Origin of the sequence: Klebsiella sp. 10-1, from assembly GCF_009758445.1 — a bacterium.
GTDB lineage: Bacteria > Pseudomonadota > Gammaproteobacteria > Enterobacterales > Enterobacteriaceae > Klebsiella > Klebsiella scottii.
Window position 1 is genome coordinate 462,183 of sequence record NZ_WQRE01000004.1, and the last position, 21,301, is coordinate 483,483.

Genomic DNA, 21,301 nt, shown 5'->3' on the forward strand with positions numbered 1-21,301 from the left:
ATTCCACTCTTTCGCCTGCCGTCCGGCCGCCTTGCGCATCCGCCGACTTTGGCATACGGTAAATCATCATTAATTTATTTTCGCTGCCATCATGTCCTTTCAATCCCGGTTATTAAGCGATATTCCCGGCATCCGCCATGCCTTCCTTGACGTGCATGAGACCGCCGCCTTTCCCTACGGCGAAATGGCGCCGGTTAAGCTGGTTCACGGCAACGTTGTCCATCACTATCAGGCCCCTTTGGCGGAACGGCCGCACGCCGACGCGGTGTTCACCGCCCGAAGCGGGCAAAAGGTGGGGGTGGTGACTGCGGACTGCCTGCCGATGCTGATGGCCTCCCGCGACGGGCGCTACGTCTGCAGCGTCCACGCCGGATGGCGCGGCGCGGCGAGCGGGATCGTCGAAAACAGCCTGGCGCTGTTCCGCGAGCATCGGGTGGCGCCGGAGGAGGTGATAGTGGCGATCGGGCCGCATATCCACGCCTGCTGCTATGAAGTCTCCGCCGACTTTTATCGCTCTCTGCTGACGATGCCGGCGGGCGAGCTGGCGCGGCGGCATCGTGACCTCCTGTTCCATCAGCGCCCCGCGCAGCCTGCCAGAGCGGAGCAGGCCCGGGGGACGGAGGCGGATAATTTGTGGTTCGATCTGCGGGCTTTTGCCCGGCTGCTGCTGCAGCGCGCCGGCGTGGCGGATGAAAACGTCGAGTGGCTGGGAAGCTGCACCTACTGCACGCCGCAGACGCTGGGCTCGTTCCGGCGGCGCACTCATTTCCCGGCAGCGAAAACCTTTCAGTTCTCGTGGATTATGCGTGCGCCTGACCGCGAGAACGGCGGCGCCGGCTAGCGCACCCTAAAGCCGTGGGTGGCGTCGCGCGCCAGCTGCTCGACGAGTCCGAACTCCCAGTCCAGATAGGCCTGCATCGCCTCGGGAGAGTTATCCGTTCCCTCATACGGGCGACGATAGCGGTCGCTACGTTCGCTCGCCAGGTGCGTATCGCCCCGCTCCAGCGGCAGATCGGCCGCTATCCACGCCTGCGTGCCGCCGCGCAGCAGCTGCACCGGCTTACCGGTAAGCGCCGCGACTTCGGTGACGGCGTAACGTGCAAGCAGGCTGCTGCCGCAGGTGAGCACATAGCGCTCGGCGGGCGGGAGAACCGCCAGCGCCTGCTTGAGCTGGGAGCGCACCAGCCACCAGGCGCCGGGAATATGCCGCGCCGCGTAGTTGGCGCTGGTGGTGAAATCCAGCACCGCGGTGCCTGGTTCATTCAGTAGCTCCGCCAGCTGGCGGGGCGCGATCTCTTCCGCCTCCGGGGCCGGCGGTACGCTGGCTGCCGGTACGCCGCGCTCGCTAAAACCTGCCGGATTCGCTTCGCGCAGCACCGCCACCTCCCAGCCCATCTGCGCCAGCCAGGAGGCGGTGATGGCCGCGCGAACGCCGTCATCATCCAGCGCGACGATCCGCGCCCCGCGCACGCTGGCATGGTGGTCCGTCTCCTGCACCAGCTGTCCCCCAGGAGCGCTGAGGCTGCCGGGCAGGTGGCCGGCGGCATACTCCTCCGGGCTGCGAACATCGAACAGATAGGTGGTCCGATCCTCCTGGCGCCGCCAGCGCTGCAGAGTCGCGTCGTCAATAAACGCCACCCCGGCGCTTTCGGCCAGCGCGCGCACCTGCTGGAGGCGCGCCGTCGACGCCTGCCGCTCAGGGTCATAGCGCCGCTGCTGGCCGTGCTCCAGCGCCAGCCCGGCCAGCGTCCAGCCGATGGTGCCGTTACGCAGGGCGTAGACCGGATTACGCACTCCGGCGTTGCGCAGCGACTGGGCGCCGATAATGCTGCGGGTGCGTCCCGCGCAGTTAACCACGATCGGCGTCTGCTCCGAGGTCACGAGGCCGTCAACCCGCAGCGCCAGCTCGCCGCCGGGAACGCTGATGCTGCCGGGAATGCTCATGGTCTGATACTCATCGAAGCGCCGGGCGTCCAGCACCACCACCGGCTGCGGGCCGTCAATCAGCGCCTGAACCTCCTGCGCGCTCAGCGAAGGCGTATGACGCTGGCTCTCGACCAGTTCACCAAACGCTTTGCTCGGGGAGTTGACGTCCTGAAACAGCTCCCCGCCGCTGCGCTGCCAGCCGGATAGCCCTCCGTCGAGCAGAGCGACATCCCGATAACCCCAGCCGCGCAGGCGTTCGAGAGCCAGTATTGCAAGGCCTTCACCGTTGTCGTAAACGGTTATCGGCGTCGTCAGGCGCGGCACCCGGCGGCTTATTTCCAGCTCCAGCTTGCTGAGCGGCAGGTTTGCGGCGAACAGCGGATGCGCGGTGGCGAAGTGCGCTTCTTCACGTACGTCGATCAGCGCCAGCTCAGCGCCGTCGAGCAGCGCCTGGCGGATCTGTGCGGCCTGGCGTAAGGAGTGAACGGGCATATTAATTATCCTTAGAGAGATCCCAGATATTGGGTAAATGGCGGTTGGAGTAGCCGGAGATAAACGGTTTGCTAACGCCTTCCGGGGTGTACACGGCACGTTTGACGGCGCCGATATTGCCGCCGTAGATGTGGATGCTGATCGATACCCTGTCCGCCAGCGCGTTGCTGACCCGGTGAATATCGCCGTCGCGGGCGGAGACTTTCTCCACCTCGCCGGGGGAGAGCCGCTGCGCGATACCGTCAGCCACCGGCGTTCCGGCGTCGTCGAGGCGGTAGCGCTGATTCTCTTCCGCCCCGCGCAGCATGCCGATCGCGCCCCACACCCTGTGGTCGTGGATCGGCGTCGACTGTCCTGGCCCCCAGACAAAGCTGACTATCGAAAAACGCTGCCCGGAGTCGGCGTGCAGCAGATACTGCTGATAGTGATGGGGATGCGGCAGGGCGTACTCGTCCGGCAGCCAGTCATCCTGCTTCACCAGCGCCGCCAGGCGCAGGGCAACCGCATCCAGCAGCGACGACGGCTGGCTGACCTGGCGATGCAGGACGTCAACGTCTTGAATAAAATGGCGTAATTTTTCCAGTCGTGGAGTGCTCATCATCGGTTCCTGTCAGAGGGGCTGGTCAATACGCTAACAAAGGCGTTAATATTATTTAAATGCAATTTCCGCATATATTAATATGCAAAATAAACATTAAGAGTTTGGCGAGACTGACTCTAAGGAACCTATGCGCATTGACGACATCGACGCCCTGTTAGCCACCGTACAGTTCTCCTCGCTGAATCAGGCGGCGGAATATCTGGGCATTACCCAGTCGGCGATCACCCGCCGGCTGCAGCGGCTGGAGCAGACGCTGAACGTGACCCTGCTGGAGCGTCAGACCCGGCCGTTGACCCTGACCGTCGCCGGGCATCGCGTATACGAGCAGTGCCTGACCATCAAGCGGGAAACCAAAAAGCTCTACGGGCTGCTGGACCCGGAGGCGGAGCCGCGCGGCGTTCTGCGCCTTGGCCTACCGCAGAGCGTGGCTGAAATTGCCCTCCAGCCGGCGCTGACGGCGCTGCGTCAGCAGTTCCCGCACCTCCAGCCGCAGGTGACCTGCGGCTGGAGCGGCCAGCTGCAGAAGCGTCTGGAAAGCGTCGAGCTTGACGGCGTGCTGGCGATGGGCCCGGCGCAGCAGGCCTTCGCGGAGGGCTACAGCGGGCGGCTGCTGTGTCCGCTGGATATCGTGGTGATTGCCGGCAAGAGCCTGCGCCTCTCCGCCGGGGCGCTCCGGGACTGCGCGGCGCACGGCTGGGTGCTCAACCCCGACGGCTGCGGACTGCGGGCGGGATTGATTCGCGAGCTGCAGGCCCAGGGGCTGCGGCTACAGCTTAATACTGAAACCGCGGGGGCTCAGCTGCAGATTGGCCTGGTGGCGCAAGGGCTGGGGCTGGGCATCGTGCCCCGCGCGGCGCTGACCGCCAGCCCGTGGCGCGATGAGATTAGCATCCTGGCGCTGGCCGATTTCCAGCCCGCGGTCTGCTTATGGCAAATCAGCGCGCAGAATCTGGCTAATCTTCAGCAGCCGCTCACTTTTTTTGCCGCAAAAATCGTGCAACAGCTGGCGTCATCTGACTGAAAAACATGCGTAATTTATCTAAATGCTGATTTAGCATATTAAGATATGATAAAAATGCATTTTGTTCATTAAGCTCCCGTGTATAGGGTAACGATATCGCGCCGCCGCCGCGGCCAGCCCGTTACCCTGACCCAAGGAGTTTGTATGAGCATTCAGTTTCTCGGCATGATCGGCCACCGTCTTGCGTCCGAAACTATCGCCCCGGCAGGGCCGATTTTTGACCGCGACTATATCGTTCGTTTTGCCCAGACTCACGAGGCCGCCGGGTTTGACCGTCTGCTGGTGGGGCATTGGTCCGATCAGCCCGATGGCTTTCTGGTAACCGCCCTGGCCGGGCTGTCGACGCAAAAAATCAGCTTCCTGCTCGCCCACCGCCCGGGTTTTGTTTCGCCAACCCTCGCCGCGCGAAAATTCGCCACCCTTGAGCATCTGCTCGGCGGCCGCCTCGCGGTGCATATTATCAGCGGCGGCAACGATGCCGAACAGCGCCGCGACGGCGACTATCTCAATCACGACCAGCGCTATGCGCGCACCGACGCCTTCCTTGAAACGGTACGAAAAATCTGGACCGCGGAGCAGCCGGTCGATATCGCCAATGAGTTCTACCAGGCCGAGCAGGCATGGTCGGCCATTCGTCCGCTGCAAAAGCCGCATATTCCGCTCTATTTTGGCGGCTCTTCAGAAGCTGCCATTCGGGTGGCCGGTAAGCACGCCGACGTCTTTGCCCTGTGGGGAGAGTCGCTGGGGCAAACCCAGGAGACGGTTAAGCGGGTGCGGGCTGAAGCGGCAAAACATCAGCGCGAAATTGATTTCAGCGTCTCCTTCCGGCCGATTATCGCCGACAGCGAAGCGCAGGCCTGGGAAAAAGCCGAACATATTTTACACGTGGCCTCCGAGCGCGCGGCGCAGAGTGACGGTGGATTTAAAGCTAAACCGGAAAGCGTCGGCGCCCAGCGCCTGCGGGCGACGGCGGAGCAGGGGAACGTGGTGGATAAGCGCCTGTGGACCGGCATTGCGAAGCTGGTGGGCGGCGGGCATAACTCTACCGCGCTGGTGGGGACGCCGGAACAGGTTGCCGACGCGCTGCTCGATTACTACGACCTCGGGGTCCACAACTTCCTGATCCGCGGCTTCGATCCGCTCAACGATGCGCAGGAATATGGCAAAGCGCTGCTGCCGATCGCCCGCGAAAAGGCGGCGCTGCGGGCGGCTAAGGCGCGGGTATCGTGAGCTATCCTCCCCAGGCTCCGCCTCGGCCGGCGGCCAGCTGGCCGCAGCGGCTGACGGATATCCGCCGGCAGATGGCGGAACGGGCGGCAGAACTTGACCGCAGCGGCGAATTCCCCCGGCACAACCTCGACCTGCTGCGACAGGAAGGCTTTCTGAGCCTGGCGACGCCGCGGCGCTACGGCGGCGCGCAGGCGGACCTGCTGCAGCTGCAGGAGGCGATTTCCGCCATCGCGTGGGGGGAACCGGCGACGGCGCTGATCGTCTGTATGCAGTATCTGCACCATCTGCGGCTGGCGGAGAGCGATGGCTGGACGGAGCCGCTGCGCGAACGGGTCTTTCGCGATGCCGTCGAGCGCGGCGGCCTCATCAACAGCCTGCGCGTTGAACCAGAGCTCGGTTCCCCGGCGCGCGGCGGCCTGCCGCAAACGATCGCCACCCGTACCGCGCAAGGCTGGCGGCTTAACGGCCACAAGCTCTATACCACCGGCGTTGAGGGGCTGAGCTGGCTGGCCGTCTGGGCGCGGAGCGATGACCCCGACCCGCTGGTGGGGACCTGGCTGGTGCCGGCTAAAAGTGACGGTGTCACTATCGTCAGGAGCTGGGATCACGCGGGAATGCGCGCCACCGGCAGCCATGAAGCGATCTTCAGCAACGTGCTGCTGGCGCCGGAGAGCGCGGTGGAGACCTGGCCTGCGGCGACGCCGCCGGGGCCGAATGCCGAACAGACGCGGCTGTTTGCCAACCGCCACGCGGCGCTGCTGGCGGCAATTTACGACAGCGTCGCCCGCGCCGCGCGCGACTGGCTGCTGGGCTGGCTGCGTTCACGTATCCCTGGAAGCCTTGGGCAGCCGCTAAGCCAGCTGCCGCGGGTGCAGGAAAAAGTAGGGCAGATCGAGAGCGCGCTGCTAACCAACCGCTGCCTGCTGCAGCGGGCGGCCGCGCTGGGGTTTACCGCCGCTGAAGCCAATCTGGCGAAGGTGACCATCACCGACAACGCCATTCTGGCGGTAGGCCTGGCGCTGGAGCTCACCGGCAATCACGGGCTCAGCCGCCAGCATCCTCTGGAGCGCCACTACCGCAACGTGCTGTGCGGACGGGTGCACACGCCGCAGAGCGACAGCGCCTGGCAGGCGGCGGGTAAACAGGCTTTTCAATTATAAGGATAATCACCATGCGCGAACGAAAGAGAACACCTTTAGCCGCGGCGCTAATGCTGCTGGCGCTGAGCGGCTATGCGGCGGCGCAGGAGCGCGTCACGCTGCGCATTGCCGATCAAAAAGGCGGCATGCGCTCGCAGCTTGAAGCTGCGAATGCGCTGCAGAACCTGAATTACGACATCAAGTGGGCGGAGTTTCCCGCCGCCGCGCCGCTGGCCGAAGCGCTGAACGCCGGTGCGGTTGATGCCGGGATTATCGGCGATGCGCCGCTGCTGTTCGCCCTCGCCAACGGCGCGCCGGTAAAAGCGATCGCCGTCGATAAGAGCAACCCCGCCGGCACCGCGGTGCTGGTCTCTCCGGGCAGCCCGCTGAAAAGCGCGGCGGACTTAAAGGGCAAACGCATCGCTACCGGGAAGGGGTCCATCGGCCACTTTGTCGCCCTCAAAGCGCTGGAGCAGGCGGGGATATCGCCCAGGGACGTGCAGTGGGTCTTCCTCGGCCCGGTTGATGCCAAAGTGGCATTGCTCAACGGGTCGGTGGATGCCTGGGCGACCTGGGAGCCCTACACCACCCAACTGGTGAAAACCGCCGAGGGGCAAATTCTGGTCAGCGGCAAGGGGCTGCTGCCCGGCAATACCTTCCTTGCTGCCACCGACGCCAGCCTCAAGGACCCGGCTAAACGGGCGGCGCTGCAGGATTATCTGCATCGCCTGGCGGGAGCGGAGCGCTGGGCCTATGCCAATCTGGACAGCTACGGCAAAACCCTCGGCGAGATTATCCGTTTTCCAGCGGATATCGCCCGGGCGCAGTTCGCTAACCGGCAATCGCAGTGGCAGCGCCTGGACTCGCGCATCGTCGCCCAGCAGCAGGCCACCGCCGATTTTTATCAGGCCAACGGGCTGATTCGCGCCAGGCTGGACGTCACGCCGACGTTTGATGACGGCTTTACCGTGCCTGCGCAAGCCGCTCAGCAGGAGACCACGCCATGATCCAGCACTCTTTTTCACGCCGTCGTTTTCTACGGCTGAGCGCCGGCACGGCGCTGGCGGCAACGGCCTGGCCGCTGTGGGCGCATGATATGGCGGCGATGCCCGCAGAGGGCGAAAACCTGGCGCTGCGCCTGGCCGAACCGTACAAAATCAAGCTGGCGATCAACAAAAGCGCGGTGTGCCTTGCCCCGGTCGCGGTGGCCGAGCAGCAGAAGTTTTTCAGTAAGTACAACCTCGACGTGGAGTTCGTCAATTTTGGTAATTCGACCGACGTTCTGCTGGAGGCGATAGCCACCGGCAAGGCGGACGCCGGCGTCGGGATGGCGCTGCGCTGGCTGAAGGCGCTGGAGCAGGGTTTTGACGTCAAGCTCACCGCCGGGACGCACGGCGGCTGCCTGAATCTGCTGACGGCAAAAAATTCGCCGTTTGGCGGCCTGGAGAGCCTGAAAGGGCAGACTATCGGGGTGACCGATATGGCCGGCCCGGATAAAAACTTCTTCGCCATTTTGCTCAAGCGTCACGGGATCGACCCGCTAAGCGACGTGCAGTGGAAGGTGTATCCCGCCGATTTGCTGAGCGTGGCGCTCGATAAACGCGAGATTGCCGCCATCAGCGGCAGCGAACCCTTCAGCTACCGCCTGCTGGCGACCGGAAAGTATCAGCTGATCGCCAGCAATATGAGCGGGGATTATGCCGACCTCAGCTGCTGCGTGCTGGGGGTTAGCGGATCGCTGGCGCGGGACCACAAGCCGGCGGCCGCCGCGCTGACCCAGGCCATTCTGGAGGCGCATAGCTACGCTTCGGCCCATCCGCAAAGCGTGGCGCAGGCGTTTATGGCCCACGCGCTAAATACCAATGAAACCGAGGTCTCGGGGATCCTCCACGGCCAGGGCCACGGCCACCACGCCGTCGGCGAGGCGTTCGTGAAAGAGCTGACCCAGTACGCTATTGACCTGCAGCGTGTGCAGGTGATCAAGCCCGGGACCGATCCCCATCAGTTTGCGGAGAGTATTTATGCCAACGTATTCGCCTGAGCAGGCGCTGTCGCGGCCGCGGGCGGGCGGTCCGCTGTGGGCTGAAGGCCTGCTGGCCGCCGCGCTGTGGCTGGCGGGCGGGCTTTTTACCCTCAGGTGGCCGGATGCCGGGCGACGCTGGCCCTACAGCGAAGGCTGGGCAATGGCGCAGTTCGCGATAGCCGGCGGGCTGCTGCTGCTGGCGCTGAGCTACCGCTACTGGCGCCAGCGGGGCGGGCGTCTGCAGCATGCCGGGAAATGGCTGGCGCTGCTGCCGGTGCTGTTCGGCCTGTGGGAGTGGCTGACGGCGAAATCCGCGCTCCTGCCGGTACCGTTTTTTGCCCCGCCGCAGGCGCTGATCGAAGTTCTGTATGACGACTGGCCGCGCCTGCTGGATAGCCTGCTGCACTCGCTGGGCCTGCTGAGCCTTGGGGTGCTGCTCGGGACATCCAGCGGCTTTATCAGCGGACTGGCCATTGGCTGGTCGCAGCGCATTGGCTACTGGCTGCATCCGGTGCTGCGCCTGCTCGGGCCGGTGCCGTCAACGGCGCTGCTGCCGCTGTGCCTGTTTATCTTCCCTTCCAGCTTCGGGGCCAGCGTCTTTTTAATTGCCCTCAGCACCTGGTTTCCGGTCACCGTTTTGACGTGGTCCGGGGTGATGAGTATCGACAAAGCCTGGTACGACGTGGCGCGCACGCTGGGAGCCAGCCAGCGCTTTCTGATCCTGCGGGTGGCCATTCCCGCCGCGCTGCCGAACGTCTTCGTCGGGCTGTTTATGGGGTTAGGTGCCTCGTTTTCGGTGCTGATCGTCGCTGAGATGGTGGGCGTCAAATCCGGGATCGGCTTTTATCTGCAGTGGGCGCAGGGCTGGGCGGCCTACCCCAACATGTACGCCGCGCTGCTGGTGATGGCCTTTCTCTGTTCCGGCCTGATTAGCGGACTGTTTATTTTGCGCGACCGGCTGCTGAGCTGGCAGCGAGGAGGCATGACATGGTAACGACCACGGCAACGCCGGCCGGTGCGGCCATCGACATCGCCCATCTGAGCCACGCCTTCGCGCTGGGCAGGCAGACGGTGCCGGTGCTGGAGAATATCAGCCTGCAGCTGCGCCCCGGAGAGAGCGTGGCGCTGCTTGGGCCGTCGGGCTGCGGTAAATCCACCCTGCTGCGGCTGCTGGCGGGGCTGGAGGCGCTGCAAAGCGGCCAGGTGCAGATCGATGACCGCCGCATGGGGGCTCCGGGGCCGGAGCGGATCCTGGTGTTTCAGGACCCGACCCTCTATCCGTGGCTGACGGTGCGGCAAAATGTGCTGCTCGGGCCGCAGGCGCAGGGGAGAAAAGGGCTGGAGCCAAAGGCCGACGCGCTGATTGCGCGGATGGGGCTTGAGGCGTTTAGCGCCGCCTGGCCGCGTCAGCTCTCCGGCGGGATGGCCCAGCGGGCGGCGCTGGCGCGGGCGCTGCTCAACGAGCCGCGGCTGCTGCTGCTCGATGAACCCTTAGGCAAGCTGGATTCCCTGACGCGCATCAGCATGCAGCGCGAGCTTATCTCGCTCTGGCAGCAGCAGGGCTATACCAGCCTGCTGGTGACGCACGATATTGAAGAGGCGCTGCTGCTGTGCGAAAGGGTGCTGGTGATGTCGCCGCGTCCGGGGCGAATTATTGCCGAATTTACGCTGCCGCTGCCCTTTCCGCGCCACCGCGATAATCCGCAGCTGGTTGGTCATCGGCAGGACATTTTGCGCATCCTGGGCCAGGCGGAGGACTGGTAAGATTGGCGATGGGGAGCGTCTCCCGGCGGCAACGTTGCGCTGCGCCGGGAGAGCGTCAGGCGCTTAAAAATCCATCTTCACCGTAAACTGCACTTCGCGCGGGTCGCCAATCTGGTTGCCCAGGTTATTGGTACCGATTGACGAGGTGTAGTAGGTCTTATCAAACAGGTTCTTAACGTTAACCTGCAGGGTGACCGGATACTGCAGCTTCATCTTATAGGCGGCGAACACGTCCGCGACGCCGTACCCCGGCAGATAATAGTCCGCGCCGTTGGTGGCGGAACGCTTGCTGACCGCGTGCCCCCCGGCGCCGAGCGTCAGGGTGTTGCTGGCATAGACGTTATGCACGTCATAGGTCATATACAGGGAACCGGTATGCTTTGGCACGTTTGGCATCGGCTTGCCGGCGTAGTCCGGATCGTCGAGTACCTTGGCGTCGGTATAGCCGTAGCTGGCGATGATGCTCAGGTTGTCGGTTAACGATCCGGCGACATCCATCTCTACGCCGCGTGAGCGCACTTTACCCGCCGTTTTGGCAATGGTTTCATCCCCGACCGTTTCGCTGTACAGCACGTTACGCTTATCAATATCGAACAGGGCGATATTGGCGGTCACGCCGTTGAACAGTTCAAACTTGGCGCCCAGCTCATAGGAGGTGGACTCTTCCGGCGGCAGGTTGCCGATATAGCTGGCGATGGACGATTGCGGCATAAACGACTGCGCCACGTTACCGAACAGCGAGATGGTCGGCGTCAGCTTATAGACCAGGCCAAATTTCGGCGTCCACTTCTGGTCGCTGCTGTCGGTATTGACGTTAAACGGGCGTCCCTTTCCGGCATACTGGGTGTAATACTGGTAGCGCACGCCGGCGACGGCGATCCAGCGGTCGTTCAGGTAGAGCGCATCCTGCACGTAGGCGGCGTAGCTCTCCTGCTGGATGCGCTGATCGCTGTCGGAGGCCGACACGCTGGTGCATTTATCGACGGTACCGTAGACCGGGTTGTAGATATTGAATCCCTTCACGTTTTTACAGCGGATCATGCCGGTGCGCAGCAGATCGTAGTTCTCGTAGGCGATACCGCTGAGGATCTCGTTGTAGAAGCCGCCAATCACCACGTCGCCCTGCAGATCGGCGCGGGTCGAGTGCATCTTCTGGGTTGAGCCGTGGGTGGCGTCAACGCGCCGGGTCAGGTCGCCGGTGGCCGAATCATAGGCCATGACCCGAGCCTGGTTATCGTTGTAGTGATCCTGGCTGTAGCTGTAGTCGAAGCGGGCGGTCCAGGCCTCGTTGAGCCGGTATTCGGCGTTAAGCTGCGCCAGGTCGGAATAGCCGTCGGTAACGTTAAACGGTTCGTCAAAACGCGTTTTACGATCGACGTTAACGGCCTTTTTGGTCGTGAGATCGAAAATCGTCCCGCGATCGAACGGCGTATTGTAGTCGCGATGCGAGTACGACACGTTCACCGTGGCGCGGTCGCCAAACCAGGTCAGGGAAGGGGCGATAAAGCTGCTCTTCTCTTTGCCAAAGTTGCGCCAGTAGTCTTCATTCTGATATTCGCCGATGACCCGGTACGCCAGCCGCGTCCCTTCGATGGGCCCGGTGACGTCAAACTGGCCGCTGCCGCCGCCAAAGCTGGTGGAGGTGGCAGAAATCGATCCGCCGAAGGTTTTTTCCGGGCGTTTTGTCACCACGTTAATCAGCCCGCCGGGGTCGAGAATGCCGTACAGCGTCGAGGCCGGGCCTTTCAGCACCTCCACGCGCTCGGCGGCGGCGTTGAAGCTGCGCGGCAGGACGGTGCGCAGCCCGTTGGTCATAATGGAACCGTCGCGGTTGGCGCCGAAACCGCGGCGGGTAAAGGCGTCCTGGGTGCCGCCGAGGGTATTGGTCTGCACGACGTTAGCGACGTTATACAGCGCCTCGTCGAGCGTAGTGACGTGCTGATCTTGCAGCACCTGGTCGCTGACGGTGTTAACCACCTGCGGGATATCCAGCATCGGCATTGAGGTCAGCGTCGCGGTCGAGCTGCTGAGGGGCTGATAGCCGCTGGTGGCGTTTTGCTGCGTGCCGTCCGCCACCACCGTAATGGTTTCGTCGCTCGCCTTTTTATCTTTTTCCGCTGCGGTTTCCGCGGCGATAATCCCCGGAGAAGTAAAGGAACCCAAAAAAATCAGTGAAAAAAGTGCACGCCCTTTCAATGTCGTGAAAGGGACAGTTGATTGCGTCATTTGTCTGTTTCTCATGAACGAATCTGTCCTTTGCGGACAGATAAAGCCAATTAAATCATTGCCCTTAAAAATATTATCTATCTGTTATCCGCTATAATTCGCGCCCAGATATGTAATTGAGAATCATTCAATCACGTAGCAATGTAGTAGTAAACGTTATGTAAGATAAAAAAATGCCGCTGCTGAAAACAACGCTCTGGCGCTGGTTTTAGTGATGGAAATGGTATGTATCTTTATGTTTATTATCATTTTTATTAAGAGGCTGCTGCCGCGTCATGCCGTAGGGCGCGCCTTTTCGCTACGGGCGAAACAGAGTATTGACTACTACATTCATTCACATCATGATCAAAAGAGAATGAGATGTATTTTTGTTTGAGTGCAGTACGTGCGGGCCTGATGCCACGCCGCTGCGGTGCGGGAGCGAGTTATGCCACAGCGGGTGATACCTGCAGAGCAGGGAATTGTGCTGGATTCCCTGTCGGCCGGATACGGCCAGACCCTTATCGTCAACGATATTAATCTGACGATCCCCCACGGCAAAATGACGGTACTGGCCGGGGCCAACGGCTCCGGTAAATCCACGCTGCTATCGACTATCGCCCGAATGCTCAAACCGCTCGGCGGCTGCGTGCGCCTCGACGGTCAGGTTATTCATGAGCTGCCAACCCGGGCGGTATCGCGTCAGCTGGGAATATTGCCCCAGTCGCCGCTCACCCCGGAAGGATTGACGGTCTTCGAGCTGGTCTCCCGCGGGCGCTATCCCTGGCAAGGGCTGATGCGCCAGTGGTCGGACGCCGACGAGCGGGCGGTGGAAGAGGCGCTGGCGCTCACCGGCACCGCCGAATTCGCCCATCTGCCGGTGGACAGCCTCTCCGGCGGCCAGCGCCAGCGCTGCTGGATCGCGATGGCGCTGGCCCAGCAAACCGCCACCATTTTGCTCGATGAACCCACCACCTGGCTCGATCTGCGCTATCAGGTCGATATTCTCGAACTGCTGCAGACCCTGACCCGCGAACATGGGCGCACGGTGGTCACCGTCCTGCATGACCTGAACTTTGCGGTGAACTATGCCGATACGCTGGTCTTTCTCAAGCAGGGGCGCATTGCCGGGGTCATTGACGAAAATGAAACCTGCACGCCGGAGCTGATTAAAACGGTGTTTGACGTTGACGTGCAGATGTCGCTGAACCCGCAAACCGGTAAACCGTTCTTTATGCCCTTTCGCGCCCGCCAGGCGGCCGGACAATGAGCGCCAGCGCGCTGATGCTCCAGCGCCGACGCGCCCGGCCGCGGCTGGCCTTTGCGCTACTGACCCTGCTGCTGGTCGGCGGCTCGCTGGTGCACCTGGGGCTGGGGGCGCGCTGGATTGCGCCGCAGACGATACTGCAGGCGCTGCTCCATTACGATCCGCGCGATTTTGACCAGCGGATTATTGTCGATTTACGCCTTGTGCGCCTGGCCGCCGCGCTGCTGACCGGCGCCGCGCTCGGTATCGCGGGCATGCTGCTGCAGACGGTGATCCGTAATCCGCTCGGCGAACCGCACATTCTTGGGCTCAATGCCGGCGCGTCGCTGGCGGTGGTGGCGACCTCGGCGCTGGGCCTCGGCGAAGTGACGTTCGGCCGCCCGCTGACCGCCGCCTGCGGCGCGGGGCTGCTGTTTGGCGCCGTGATGCTGCTGGCCTCCTCCGGACGCGGCGGCATGACGCCGCTGCGCATCACCCTGTGCGGGGTGGCGCTCTCGGCCTTTGCGTCGGCGGTGACCGCGGCGATCCTGATTCTGGATGAGCAAACGCTGCTGGCGATGCGTACGTGGCTGGCCGGCGATCTTGCCGGACTGAAATGGCAGACGCTGCGTGCGGCGCTGATCCCGGCGCTGGGCGGGCTGCTGATTGCGCTCACCATCGCCCCGCGGCTTAACGTGCTGGCGCTGGGGGATAAAGTCGCGCTGGGGCTGGGCGTGAAGATCGGCCAAACCCGGCTGCTGGGGCTGACCGCGATCGCGCTACTGTGCGGTTCGGCGGTAGCCGTTGCCGGGCCGATCGGCTTTGTCGGCCTGGTGGTCCCGCACGTGGTGCGGCGGCTGATTACCGAGGATATTCGCCTGGCGCTACCGCTGGCGGCGCCGGTGGGCGCCCTGGTGCTGGTGCTGGCGGATATTGCGGCGCGTACCCTGGTGGCGCCTCAGGAGCTGGCGACCGGGGCGATGACCGCCCTGGTGGGGGCGCCACTGTTTATCTTTATTGCCGCGAGATTCTTTAAATGAAAAGCGCCGCACGTCGTGCCGGATTCCGCCCGCTGATTGTCGGGAGTCGTCATATTCTGCTGCGTCCGGCGGCGCTGAAGATGGCCGCCGCGCTGTTCGTCGTGATGGCGATCCTCGGCGCGTTTGGCCTGACGCGCGGCAGTTTTCCGCTGCCTTCCGGAACCTTGCTCCGGGCGCTGCTGGCCGCGGATAGCGTCACCGGGCAGCAGCGTTTTATTCTGTTCGATATCCGCTTGCCGCGGATGTTTATGGCGCTGCTGTGCGGAGCGATGCTGGGGATGGCCGGCGCGGCGATGCAGAGCATCACCCGTAACGGACTGGCGGACCCGGGGCTTATCGGCGTCAAGGAGGGGGCCAGCGTGGTGGTGCTGACGCTGATTCTGTTCTTCCCGGCGATCGCGCTGGCGTGGCGACCGCTGGCAGGAATGGTCGGCGGCGTGCTGGTGGCGCTGCTGGTGCTGGCGCTGGCGCGCGACTGTTCGCGGCCGCGCTTCATTTTGATCGGTATCGGCGTCTCCTGGACGCTGGCCGCGGCGGTCGGCATTTTTATGACCACCGCCGACGTCCGCGACGTGCAGACGGCGATGATCTGGCTGGCGGGAAGCCTGCATGCGGCGACCTGGCCGCTGCTGGCGGTCGCCTTCTGCTGGGCGCTGCCCGGGGCGCTGATCCTGTTTCTTACCGCCCGGGCGGCGGACGTGGCGCTGCTCGGCGACCGAACGGCGATCGGCCTCGGCGTCCGGCTGCAGCAGCTGACGCTGCTGCGCTTTTTTGCTCCGGTTCTGCTGACCTCAGCCAGCGTTTCCTGCGTGGGCAGCCTCGGCTTCGTTGGCCTGATGGCGCCGCATATGGCGCGCTTTCTGCTGCGCGGCGGCCAGGTCTCTCTGCTGTGCGGCAGCGCGCTGGTTGGCGCTCTGCTGGTATTGGTGACCGACACCATCGGGCGGGTGGCCTTTGCGCCGCTGCAAATCCCGGCCGGGATTGTGATCGCCCTGGTGGGGTGTCCGTTTTTTATTCTGCTGCTGTGGCGTCGTCGTGATGCCCTGTAAATCTGAAGGATTGCTATGCGTTGGTTAGTTCCTCTGCTGCTTTGCGTGGCCGGCACCGCAGGTGCCGCCGCGAGTCAGACGCAAAAATTTACCGATGATTTAGGTCGGGTGGTGAACGTGCCGCTGCATCCGCAGCGGATTGTCTCGATGCACGATCTGGATATTACGATCCCGCTGATTGAGCTCGGCGTGCCGCCGGTCGCCAGCCACGGGCGTACGCGCCCGGACGGTAGCCACTATCTGCGCTCCAGCGCCCAGCTTACCGGCGTCGATTTTGATAACAGCGATATTCAGTTTATCGGTACTGCGGATATCGATCTTGAAGCCGTGGCCGCGGCCAGGCCGGACCTGATCATTACCGAGCCCAGCCGCCACGTCTCCGTTGAACAGCTGGAGAAGATCGCCCCGACGGTGAGCATCGACCATCTGCAGGGCAGCGCGCCGCGCATTTACGCTAAGCTGGCGCAGCTTACCGGCTCCGAGGCGCGGCTGGCGGTGCTTGAACGACGCTATCAGGAGCAGATTAAGCAGCTGAAGGCCGCGGTAGATACGCAGAAGATTACCGTCTCGGTGATTCAGGCCAACGGCGGTAAAGTGACCGTCCATCACGCCTATCACGCGCTGGGGCGCGTGCTGCGCGATGCCGGCTTCCGCTTCCCGCCGCTGATTGAAGGTATTCCCGACGGGCAGCGCATCGACGTCAGCGCCGAGCAGCTGCCGGAGCTGGATGCCGATTTCGTCTTTGCGACCTGGCGCTCCGACACCGGCGGTAAACCGCAGGACGAGCTGCAGGCGATGGAGGCCGTGATGCCGGGCTGGTGCGACTTTATGCGCGCCTGCCGCAGCGGACGCTATATCCTGCTGCCGCGGGAGGACGTGATCTCCAACTCCTTCGCCGCCCTGAGCCTGATGGCGGCCGAAGTGCAGTCGCATATTGCCGGACGTCCGCTGCCGGCGGAGCTGAAATGAAAACCCCGCTAAAACGCGAGAAAGGGCGGGTTGACCTGTTTGGCGACCGCTTTCGCGCCCGGGCGCATCAGCTGTCGCCGCGCCTGCTGGCGGTGGTCAGCTATATCAACGACAACCGCGAGGTGGTGCTGGAGCGCACGGCGATGGAGATTGCCACCGCCACCCACACCTCCGACGCCACGGTGGTCAGGGCCATCCAGGCGCTGGGCTTCGCCGGGCTGCGTGAGCTGAAGCAGACGATGGAGCGCTGGTTTGGCCCGTCGATTACCTCCTCGGAGAAAATGCTCTCGACCGTCAATGCGCTCTCTACCGACGTCAATTCGAGCATCGATTTCGTGCTGGAGGGCCACCAGCGCGCCTGTGAGGTGCTCTCCCGTCCTGACAACCGCGCGGCGGTCGCGCAGGCGGTGGCCCTGCTGACCGACGCGCGCCAGGTGGCGATTTTCGGCATCGGGGCGTCGGGGATTCTGGCGGAGTATACCGGCAGGCTGTTCAGCCGCATCGGCCTGCCTTCCTACGTCCTGAACCGCACCGGTTTTAGCCTCGCCGAACAGCTGATCGGCCTGCAGCGCGGCGACGTGCTGATTATGATGGGGCAAAAATCCCCCCACCGGGAGGGCATGACCACCCTGCGGGAGGCCCGGCGGCTCGGTATTCCGACGATTCTGCTGACCCAGGCGGTCGATTCCCGCTTCAGCCAGGAGGCGCAGGTGGTTATCGAGGTGCCGCGCGGCGGCGATAACGGGCGGGTGCCGCTGCACGGAACGGTGCTGGTATGCCTGGAAATGATGGTGCTGTCGGTCGCCTCTACCGCTCCGCAAAAAACCATGAAATCGATGAAGCGCATCAACGAGCTGCACAAAGCGATCGGTAAATCTGGCGGTAAGCGTAGCTAAGAGCCAGATAAATCACCGCAGCTAAGGTTTGTGGTTGCATGCCATGCTGAGTATGTGTATTTTTATGCAAAATAAATGCATAAAAAGGAATCATCATGGTTAAGAAGTGGATGAAAGCGTGCTGCCTGATGGCGGCAATGATGGGGACCGCGCAGGCGGCACAGCAAACCTACGTTGTCGGTTCGGGCGGCACCTATCGCCCGTTTGAATATGAAAATAGCCAGAAGCAGCTGGAAGGTTTTGATATCGACATCATCAAAGCGATCGCCAAAGCGGAAAACTTTGATATCAAGCTGGTCAATACGCCGTGGGAGGGGATCTTCGCCACCCTCAACACCGGCGACCGCGACATTATCATCTCCGGGATCACCATTACCGATAAGCGTAAGCAGATGGTGGATTTCTCCGCGCCTTATTTCCCGGCCGAGCAGTCGATCGTGGTGCCTGCTGATTCGAAAGTGACCTCGCTGGCGGCGCTGAAAAGCGAGAAGGTCGGGGTGGTGAACTCCAGCACCGGCGATATCGTGGTCTCTGACGTGCTGGGTAAAAACAGCACCGCCATTAAGCGCTTCGACAATACGCCGCTGATGCTGCAGGAGCTGTTTGAAGACGGCGTCAGCGCGGCGGTAGGGGACGTTGGGGTGGTGAAATACTACATCAAGCAGCACCCGGAGAAGCAGTTCAGGCTGGTGCCGGACGCGAAGTTTGAGCGGCAGTATTTCGGTATTGCGGTGGCCAAAGGCAACAGCGAGCTGCAGGCGAAAATCAACGCTGGCCTGCAGAAAATTGTTGCTGACGGCACCTACGCTAAAATCTACAAAACCTGGTTCGACGACAACGTCCCGACGCTACCTGCGCAATAAGATCTGTTTTTTTTGTCTTACTCACGGCTATCGGCTCTGACGATAGCCGTATTTTTTAGGGAAGGGTTATGACGGGATTCCGTTGGGAGATCATCGAGGAGTACGGTCCGCTGTTTATGGACGGCGCCTTGATGACCATTAAATGCACCATTATTTGCGTGATCCTCGGCACCCTGTGGGGGCTGACCCTTGGGCTGGGGCGAATGGCGAAGGCCGAGCACGGGGTATGGAAATACGTCCTGCGCTACCTGGTCCAGTTCCCGGTACGCTTCTACGTCAGCGCATTTCGCGGCACGCCGCTGTTTGTGCAAATCATGGTGGTTCACTTCGCGCTGGTACCGCTGTTTATCAACCCGCGCGACGGCCTGCTGGTCACCGGCGGCATGATGAGCGCCGACTTTGCCCGCGAGCTGCGCTCTAACTACGGCGCGTTTCTCTCCTGCGTGGTGGCGATAACGCTGAACGCCGGGGCCTACGTCTCGGAAATTTTCCGCGCCGGTATTCAGTCGATCGACAAAGGGCAGATGGAGGCCTCCCGCGCGCTGGGGATGCCGTGGTGGAAAACCATGCGCCAGGTGATCCTGCCGCAGGCGTTTCGCCGCATTCTGCCGCCGCTGGGCAACAACGCTATCGCTATCGTTAAGGACTCCTCGCTGGCGTCGGCGATCGGCCTTGCCGACCTGGCCTACGCCGCGCGCACCGTCTCCGGCGCCTACGCCACCTACTGGGAACCCTATCTGACGATCTCTCTGGTCTACTGGGTGATTACCTTCCTGCTGGCACAGCTGGTTAACCGTCTGGAAAAGAGGTTTGGCAAAAGTGATTCACATTAACAATCTGCACAAACGCTTCGGTGACAGCCACGTCCTGCGCGGCATCAGCTGCGATATTCAACCGCAGGAAGTGGTGTGCATCATCGGCCCGTCGGGCTCCGGGAAAAGCACTTTTCTGCGCTGCATGAACGCGCTGGAAACCGTCAGCGAAGGCGAAGTTGCGGTCAACGGCTTTGCCGTCCACGATCGCGCCACCGATCTGAATAAGATGCGTGAAAGCGTCGGCATGGTCTTTCAGCGCTTTAACCTGTTCCCGCATATGACGGTGCTGGAAAACCTGATCATGGCGCCGATGAACCTGCGCGGCATGGCCCGGCAGGCGGCGATTGCGCTGGCGGAAGAGCTGCTGGCGAAGGTGGGGCTGAGCGATAAGCGCGACGCCTGGCCTTCCAGCCTCTCCGGCGGCCAGCAGCAGCGGGTGGCGATTGCCCGCGCGCTGGCGATGAAGCCGTCGATCATGCTGTTCGATGAACCGACTTCGGCGCTCGATCCCGAGCTGGTCGGCGACGTGCTGGCGGTGATGAAAAATCTCGCCAGCGAAGGGATGACGATGGTGATCGTGACCCATGAAATGGGCTTTGCCCGCGAAGTCGCCGACAGGGTTATCTTTATCGACGGCGGGATCATTCAGGAGCAGGGCCGGCCGGAGCAGATCTTTAGCGCCCCGAGCAACCCGCGCACCGCCGCGTTTCTCAGCAAGGTGCTGTAAGCAAAAGCGGCCGCCAGGGCCGCTTTATCATATTGCTGCAGGCGAAGCTGCGCGCTACTGCGCCGCTTCGCTAACCTCATCGACTGAAGCTTCACGCTCGTTAGCCAGCAGCGTTTTCTCGCTCTGCCCGACGCTCTGAATCAGCAGGAACAGCAGGCCGCTGGCGAAGAGGGTGACGATCAGACCATCATATCCCGAGACGCCGATCGCCAGGCTGCTGATCACCGGCCCGGCAACGCTCCCCGCCGACCAGAAGAACCCTAGCAGCGCGTTTATCATGATCAGCTTCTGCCCGGAGAAGGTTTTACCGGCGCGCACCAGCGACAGGGTATAGAGCGCGCCCGCCGCCGCCCCGAGAACCAGGCAGCCGGCAATCAGCTGAATGCGCGAGCCGAGCAGGAAGGGCAGCGCCAGCAGGGCGAGGCAGAACACCAGCGCGCAGCTGAGGTGCACGCGGCGAATGCCGAACCTGTCGGCAATCCAGCCAAGCGGCGCCTGGAACAGCGCATCGCCGGTGAGTACCACCGTCACCAGCAGCACCGCCATCGACTCTTTTAGCCCCTTATCCATGCCGTACAGCGGCAGCAGCGCCAGGATGCTGGCATCAAAGAAGGAGAAGCAGAATACGCCGGAAGCCAGAACCGGCAAAAATACGCCGAGGCTGCGCCAGCTGGCGCGTCCGGCGAGGCTCTCGCGGCTGCCGCCCGGCAGGTGGCGCAGCATAAACAGGCACACGGCGGTCAGGCCGCAGATCGCCAGCAGCGCCCATGACTGATAGTCCGGGCCGGCGGAAATCAGCAGCGGCCCGGCCAGCTGGCAGCCGGTAAACGCCGAGGCGTAAATCCCGGTCAGCGTGGCGCGATTTTTCCCCGCCGCCCCGCCGGTGATCCAGCTTTCCCCCAGCACGATAATCACCCCCGAGGCGAGGCCGGTGAGAAAGCGCGGCAGCAGGAGCTGCGCCAGATCGACGGTCAGGCAGGAGGCTACCGTCGCCAGGGCCAGCAGGATCAGGCTCGCGCTGAGCAGTACGCCCATCTCAAAACGGCGGCACAGCGCGGGAGAAAGGAAGGAGGAGAGCATCATTCCCGCCGGCGGCAGCGCGGCCAGCAGGCCAACGTAGACGGTGTCAATTTGCTGCTGCGCAAGCTCAAGACTGATAAGCGGCACCGTGTAGCCGGTGATAAAGCCTACCAGCGAGGCGGCCATGATCATCGCCAGCGTGGGCGCTAAGCGATTGTGGTCTGGGTTAAACATTTTATTCCCGATAACGGAAGTCAACAGGTGGATAATCTGGC

General features: G+C 62.8%; 19 protein-coding genes and 1 pseudogene. 16 read left to right on the top strand and 4 right to left on the bottom strand.

Annotation, left to right across the window (positions count from 1 at the left end; translation table 11 throughout):
* The first annotated feature begins 91 nt into the window (after positions 1 to 91).
* Complete coding sequence (locus tag GO007_RS17725) at positions 92 to 841, top strand: purine nucleoside phosphorylase YfiH/LACC1 family protein (RefSeq protein ID WP_095102117.1); 750 nt, start codon at positions 92 to 94, stop codon at positions 839 to 841.
* Here the strand turns inward: GO007_RS17725 and GO007_RS17730 are convergent.
* Both GO007_RS17730 and GO007_RS17735 read right to left on the bottom strand, forming a co-directional pair.
* On the bottom strand, positions 838 to 2,418 hold the full coding sequence (locus GO007_RS17730; protein ID WP_095102121.1) for a rhodanese homology domain-containing protein: 1,581 nt from the start codon (positions 2,416 to 2,418) through the stop codon (positions 838 to 840). The two genes, GO007_RS17725 and GO007_RS17730, sit on opposite strands and share 4 nt — an antisense overlap.
* A 1-nt stretch (position 2,419) precedes the next feature.
* Positions 2,420 to 3,016: a cysteine dioxygenase family protein gene (locus GO007_RS17735; RefSeq protein ID WP_095102123.1), complete on the bottom strand. Its 597-nt coding sequence runs from the start codon at positions 3,014 to 3,016 to the stop codon at positions 2,420 to 2,422.
* A 130-nt stretch (positions 3,017 to 3,146) separates the two neighbouring features.
* Between GO007_RS17735 and GO007_RS17740 the strand changes: the two genes are divergently transcribed.
* The 7 genes from GO007_RS17740 to GO007_RS17770 all read left to right on the top strand — a co-directional run bounded on the left by GO007_RS17740 (position 3,147) and on the right by GO007_RS17770 (position 10,196).
* Positions 3,147 to 4,040, top strand: coding sequence for a LysR family transcriptional regulator (locus GO007_RS17740; RefSeq protein ID WP_095102125.1), 894 nt, complete (start codon positions 3,147 to 3,149; stop codon positions 4,038 to 4,040).
* Positions 4,041 to 4,184: 144 nt separating this feature from the next.
* Positions 4,185 to 5,270: an LLM class flavin-dependent oxidoreductase gene (locus tag GO007_RS17745; protein ID WP_095102127.1), complete on the top strand. Its 1,086-nt coding sequence runs from the start codon at positions 4,185 to 4,187 to the stop codon at positions 5,268 to 5,270.
* Positions 5,271 to 5,341: 71 nt separating this feature from the next.
* Complete coding sequence (locus tag GO007_RS17750) at positions 5,342 to 6,430, top strand: acyl-CoA dehydrogenase family protein (protein ID WP_095102294.1); 1,089 nt, start codon at positions 5,342 to 5,344, stop codon at positions 6,428 to 6,430.
* Positions 6,431 to 6,441: 11 nt separating this feature from the next.
* Positions 6,442 to 7,416 (top strand): ABC transporter substrate-binding protein, encoded by a 975-nt coding sequence (locus GO007_RS17755; RefSeq protein WP_095102129.1) that lies wholly within the window; start codon positions 6,442 to 6,444, stop codon positions 7,414 to 7,416.
* Positions 7,413 to 8,450 (top strand): ABC transporter substrate-binding protein, encoded by a 1,038-nt coding sequence (locus GO007_RS17760; protein WP_095102131.1) that lies wholly within the window; start codon positions 7,413 to 7,415, stop codon positions 8,448 to 8,450. Before GO007_RS17755 ends, GO007_RS17760 begins: the two co-directional genes overlap by 4 nt.
* Positions 8,431 to 9,426, top strand: a complete 996-nt coding sequence (locus GO007_RS17765) for an ABC transporter permease (RefSeq protein WP_095102133.1) — start codon at positions 8,431 to 8,433, stop codon at positions 9,424 to 9,426. The genes GO007_RS17760 and GO007_RS17765 overlap by 20 nt, the downstream gene beginning before the upstream one ends.
* The gene (locus GO007_RS17770; protein WP_095102135.1) at positions 9,420 to 10,196 is read left to right on the top strand and encodes an ABC transporter ATP-binding protein; all 777 of its coding nucleotides are present in this window, start codon (positions 9,420 to 9,422) and stop codon (positions 10,194 to 10,196) included. Before GO007_RS17765 ends, GO007_RS17770 begins: the two co-directional genes overlap by 7 nt.
* 63 nt (positions 10,197 to 10,259) lie before the next feature.
* Here GO007_RS17770 and GO007_RS17775 read toward each other — a convergent pair whose 3' ends face one another.
* Entirely contained in the window at positions 10,260 to 12,422 is a 2,163-nt protein-coding gene (locus tag GO007_RS17775; protein WP_157349255.1) for a TonB-dependent siderophore receptor, read from the bottom strand.
* Positions 12,423 to 12,849: 427 nt separating this feature from the next.
* Between GO007_RS17775 and GO007_RS17780 the strand changes: the two genes are divergently transcribed.
* From GO007_RS17780 to GO007_RS17815, 8 genes and pseudogenes are all read left to right on the top strand, one after another.
* Positions 12,850 to 13,671 (top strand): ABC transporter ATP-binding protein, encoded by an 822-nt coding sequence (locus GO007_RS17780; RefSeq protein ID WP_095102137.1) that lies wholly within the window; start codon positions 12,850 to 12,852, stop codon positions 13,669 to 13,671.
* Positions 13,668 to 14,687, top strand: a complete 1,020-nt coding sequence (locus tag GO007_RS17785) for a FecCD family ABC transporter permease (protein ID WP_095102139.1) — start codon at positions 13,668 to 13,670, stop codon at positions 14,685 to 14,687. Before GO007_RS17780 ends, GO007_RS17785 begins: the two co-directional genes overlap by 4 nt.
* On the top strand, positions 14,684 to 15,736 hold the full coding sequence (locus GO007_RS17790; RefSeq protein WP_095102141.1) for a FecCD family ABC transporter permease: 1,053 nt from the start codon (positions 14,684 to 14,686) through the stop codon (positions 15,734 to 15,736). Before GO007_RS17785 ends, GO007_RS17790 begins: the two co-directional genes overlap by 4 nt.
* Positions 15,726 to 16,705 (top strand): annotated as a pseudogene (locus GO007_RS17795) (iron-siderophore ABC transporter substrate-binding protein). The gene GO007_RS17790 and the pseudogene GO007_RS17795 overlap by 11 nt, the downstream one beginning before the upstream one ends.
* Positions 16,702 to 17,601 carry a MurR/RpiR family transcriptional regulator gene (locus GO007_RS17800; protein WP_095102145.1) on the top strand — a complete coding sequence of 300 codons (900 nt, stop codon included), beginning with the start codon at positions 16,702 to 16,704 and terminating at the stop codon, positions 17,599 to 17,601. The pseudogene GO007_RS17795 and the gene GO007_RS17800 overlap by 4 nt, the downstream one beginning before the upstream one ends.
* A 95-nt stretch (positions 17,602 to 17,696) precedes the next feature.
* Positions 17,697 to 18,464: a basic amino acid ABC transporter substrate-binding protein gene (locus GO007_RS17805; protein WP_095102147.1), complete on the top strand. Its 768-nt coding sequence runs from the start codon at positions 17,697 to 17,699 to the stop codon at positions 18,462 to 18,464.
* A 68-nt stretch (positions 18,465 to 18,532) separates the two neighbouring features.
* Positions 18,533 to 19,297, top strand: coding sequence for an amino acid ABC transporter permease (locus tag GO007_RS17810; protein WP_095102149.1), 765 nt, complete (start codon positions 18,533 to 18,535; stop codon positions 19,295 to 19,297).
* Positions 19,284 to 20,006, top strand: coding sequence for an amino acid ABC transporter ATP-binding protein (locus GO007_RS17815; RefSeq protein ID WP_095102298.1), 723 nt, complete (start codon positions 19,284 to 19,286; stop codon positions 20,004 to 20,006). Before GO007_RS17810 ends, GO007_RS17815 begins: the two co-directional genes overlap by 14 nt.
* 54 nt (positions 20,007 to 20,060) lie before the next feature.
* On the opposite strand, the gene GO007_RS17820 is transcribed toward GO007_RS17815, so the two are convergent.
* Positions 20,061 to 21,260 (bottom strand): MFS transporter, encoded by a 1,200-nt coding sequence (locus GO007_RS17820; protein ID WP_095102300.1) that lies wholly within the window; start codon positions 21,258 to 21,260, stop codon positions 20,061 to 20,063.
* Positions 21,261 to 21,301 lie beyond the last annotated feature (41 nt).